Source organism: Ensifer sp. Root142, from assembly GCF_001426785.1.
GTDB classification, from domain to species: domain Bacteria; phylum Pseudomonadota; class Alphaproteobacteria; order Rhizobiales; family Rhizobiaceae; genus Ensifer; species Ensifer canadensis.
Genome location: NZ_LMFK01000040.1, coordinates 1 through 3,175 on the forward strand (window position 1 = coordinate 1; position 3,175 = coordinate 3,175).

Below are 3,175 nucleotides of genomic sequence, written 5' to 3' on the forward strand. Positions count from 1 at the left end.
CGCGAAGAGCGGCGCATCGAACGCGAACGGGTAAAGAATGAGGAGCGCGAGCGCTTGCAGGCCGAGGCCGCTGAGCGCGAGGCGGCACTCACGGCTGCCGCAAGAGCTGAGGCCGAAGCGCGCGAAGCCGCCGACAAGAACCGCATTTCACGCGTGATCGAGGACGAGGCTGCTCGCAAGGCCGAGCGCGACCGGCGTTACGCCAACCGCAAGGCACGGCAGGCTTAAAAGATCAGTCGAAAAACTCAGTGGGGGTGGTGGTCAGCATCGAAAGCGCATTATGCTCCGTGGCGAGACTGCTCCCCTTAGGTGGTTGTGCTCGGCTCGACTTTGGCCGTCACTCTTCGTAGCGTCGTTGACAGTGCTTGTGGCTTGGCAACGTGCTAACGGCTGTGTGGTTTGGTGCACACCAACGCCGCTCCTATAGACCACCAGAGCACGCCCCTGAGACCGCTATCCTACATTGAACATGACATCTAATGGTCCGCGCTGAAGCAAAAAGGTAGCAAAATGGACGAGAAACATCCCTATGCAAAGAAGCAGTTCTTTGCAGCCGTGCGAACGCTCGCGGCGTCTGCCGACAGCATTCAGACTCGTCTGATCGAAGCAAATATCAGCATTTTTGACGGTAACCATCGATGAGTTTGATAAAGACATCGAACTCAAGATCAAGTTTGCCAGAATACTGGACCTTCTCGCCGTTGATCGAGACGACATGGAAGAGGTCGCCATTGAAACTGCGGCGCACATGACTGAATCGGAGGCGATGATAGTCGCGGAACTGATTTGTGACTTTTTCGAAGAGCTAGACTGACTTCAGTCAATGCGCAGGTGCGCTGGGATCGAAAAACATGGGGTAATCGCGGCGCGATCGTCCTAAGACTTTTTCATAAGATGATACCCAACGCTTGTGGCTGACATTATCCGGAAGAACGCGCCGCACGCCAAACGCGTCGTCTTGAGCTTCTGGAGAGGCAGACGTCTTTGGCAGGCATATAATATACCCTGAATGTAGACAGAGCGCGGAGCTCCGTCCGGCCTCATCCCGATACGGGCATTTTGCCTTTGCGGGAGAAAACGGCATCGATTCTGTCGGGACCATTTCGCGCGTATCTGCTAAAGAACCGATAGACTCAGGGAACCAGCCCAGCGCAATTGGCCTTCAGACCGCCACTGCACGAATCCTGATCCATCGGCGACAATCTCTCCCTGGGTAACTATGCGATCAGCAAATTAAGCGTCCAAATCGGGTTGATGATGCACCTGCTGATGAGGCTCGGTCTGGGTCGAGACGTAAATCGCAATTGTACAAAGCTAGGAGGCCGACGCAGTTTCACACTCTGTCATACGTGAACGACGTCAAAAGCGTGGTGACGAAATTGCTCGCCTTCTCCTTAACGAGAACCTCTGTCCACTCGTCAGTTCCTCGCAACGTAAGGCCGGAATAGATACTGTCCACCGCGGCTTCTTCGATCCGCCTTATATGCGACCTGAACACGGCTTCGTCGCCGGTCTTGTACATATCCCGGACGACCATTCTTAGAATTTCCTGTATGGCGATCTGCCATGCCGTATTGATTGCCTGAAGCTCATCGGGTTTCTCAGTCATCAGCTCTCACGTGCTTGAGCCCGCATTGCGAACGCGATCGACAAGACCGCTGCCGTTCGGGCATAAAAAAAGCCAGGCGATCTCGCCTGAACTCGATTGGATAAACTGCTTTCAACAGTGCCAGTACATCAGTGGTCAACGGAAAGCAGTTACCGACTAAATAACCTGCAGATTGCAAGCGGACACCCTTGCCCGACTTGTTGTCGCGCTCCAAGTCAAAGCCAATCTTCTGGCCTTCTACAATTTCCCGCATTCCAGCGCGCTCGACGGCAGAGATGTGAACGAATGCGTCAGCGTCGCCGTTGTCAGGCTGGATGAAGCCGAAGCCTTTGGTGGAATTAAACCATTTTACGGTGCCAGCGGCCATGATGAACCCTTTAGCAACAGAGATGACCGCTACGCAAAAAAGCGTTGCGGTTGAGAATAACGATCTTTGAAGGGAAGATCCGTTCAAGGGTCGGCGCCAAACGCGCTGTAACCAAAGCTCAGCAACCTAATATCGACAGCCGTTTTGATAGACGTGTTCCGTGCGCACGTCAACTTTTAGTTTTTTCACCCGTCGACATCTACTTTCATGAGCACTGTGATTACATGCGATTACGACCGGATGATCGACGTGACTGACGTTTCGAGAAAGACAAATTTAACGGCTACACGCCTTTCCAAGGCGTCGATGCGCCGCCGCGGTAACCAATCAAGGGCTTCAAGAAAGTGCTGCATCCTTTCATACCAATCGGCACCAAGGCACGGCTGCACTGGCGTCGGTGCAGTGCCGTCAACGGCCGGAGCGCAACCAGGCCGGAAACGCCGCCTCAGTAGGCACCATCGCCGCACGCGCATTGTCGGTAGGTGCGGAGATAGTCGATGCGATTGTCCACTATCTGTTATCCGGATTCGCGAGGATGCTGAACGATACAACACCTTCGTCCTCCAAAGTCAAAACTCTAAGCAAATGCGTGTCGTTTACATTCCCGATCTTATACACTGAAGTGAGACCTTCCTTCTCGACGGTGCGTTCAATAAGGACTGGAAAATTCTCGCCCCACTGAGGCCCGCGGCGCGCGCGATGTCTACGAGTTGAAGCGGGGTCGCTAGGTTCATTTCGATGAACTCTACGGCGCGCTTGAGCCGCCATGGTGCGAGCACGANTCTACGAGTTGAAGCGGGGTCGCTAGGTTCATTTCGATGAACTCTACGGCGCGCTTGAGCCGCCATGGTGCGAGCACGACGGAGTTTGTTTTGCGATCCTTCATCTTTGCTCGTCTCCACCGGTCGCCGCAATAAGCCGGGACTGGATCCGCTCTAGGGTTCGTTCGAAGACTTCCGGTTCGTCGAGCGCCCTGGCGAGAACCAAGGCTCCCTGGACGGCAACTACTGTCTCTTCGGCAAGTGCAAGGGCGTCACGTTCATGGCATCCAGCCCTCTCGAGAGCCGAGGCGAGCGCACCACGCCACTCGGCAAAGTAGCCCCTGACCCGATCGCTGAAGCGGTTCCGGACGTTGTCCAGTGCAAACGCGCCAATGAGGCATACACGGCGGCCGGAGCGAAAGTAGCCGGCAACCGAGC

Annotated in this window: 2 protein-coding genes and 3 pseudogenes; 2 read left to right on the forward strand and 3 right to left on the reverse strand. The window is 55.0% G+C overall.

The window, feature by feature from the left end; genetic code table 11:
- Together ASD52_RS28545 and ASD52_RS40435 are read left to right on the forward strand one after the other, a co-directional pair.
- A pseudogene (locus tag ASD52_RS28545) lies at positions 1–228 on the forward strand (hypothetical protein); the annotation flags it as partial.
- 394 nt (positions 229–622) lie between these two features.
- Entirely contained in the window at positions 623–814 is a 192-nt protein-coding gene (locus tag ASD52_RS40435) for a hypothetical protein (RefSeq protein ID WP_244497539.1), read from the forward strand.
- Positions 815–1,333: 519 nt separating this feature from the next.
- Here the strand turns inward: ASD52_RS40435 and ASD52_RS28555 are convergent.
- From ASD52_RS28555 to ASD52_RS39620, 3 genes and pseudogenes are all read right to left on the reverse strand, one after another.
- On the reverse strand, positions 1,334–1,609 hold the full coding sequence (locus tag ASD52_RS28555; protein ID WP_057211191.1) for a hypothetical protein: 276 nt from the start codon (positions 1,607–1,609) through the stop codon (positions 1,334–1,336).
- A 156-nt stretch (positions 1,610–1,765) separates the two neighbouring features.
- Positions 1,766–1,976: pseudogene (locus tag ASD52_RS37955) on the reverse strand (cold-shock protein).
- An 882-nt stretch (positions 1,977–2,858) separates the two neighbouring features.
- Positions 2,859–3,175 (reverse strand): annotated as a pseudogene (locus ASD52_RS39620) (TetR/AcrR family transcriptional regulator); the annotation flags it as partial.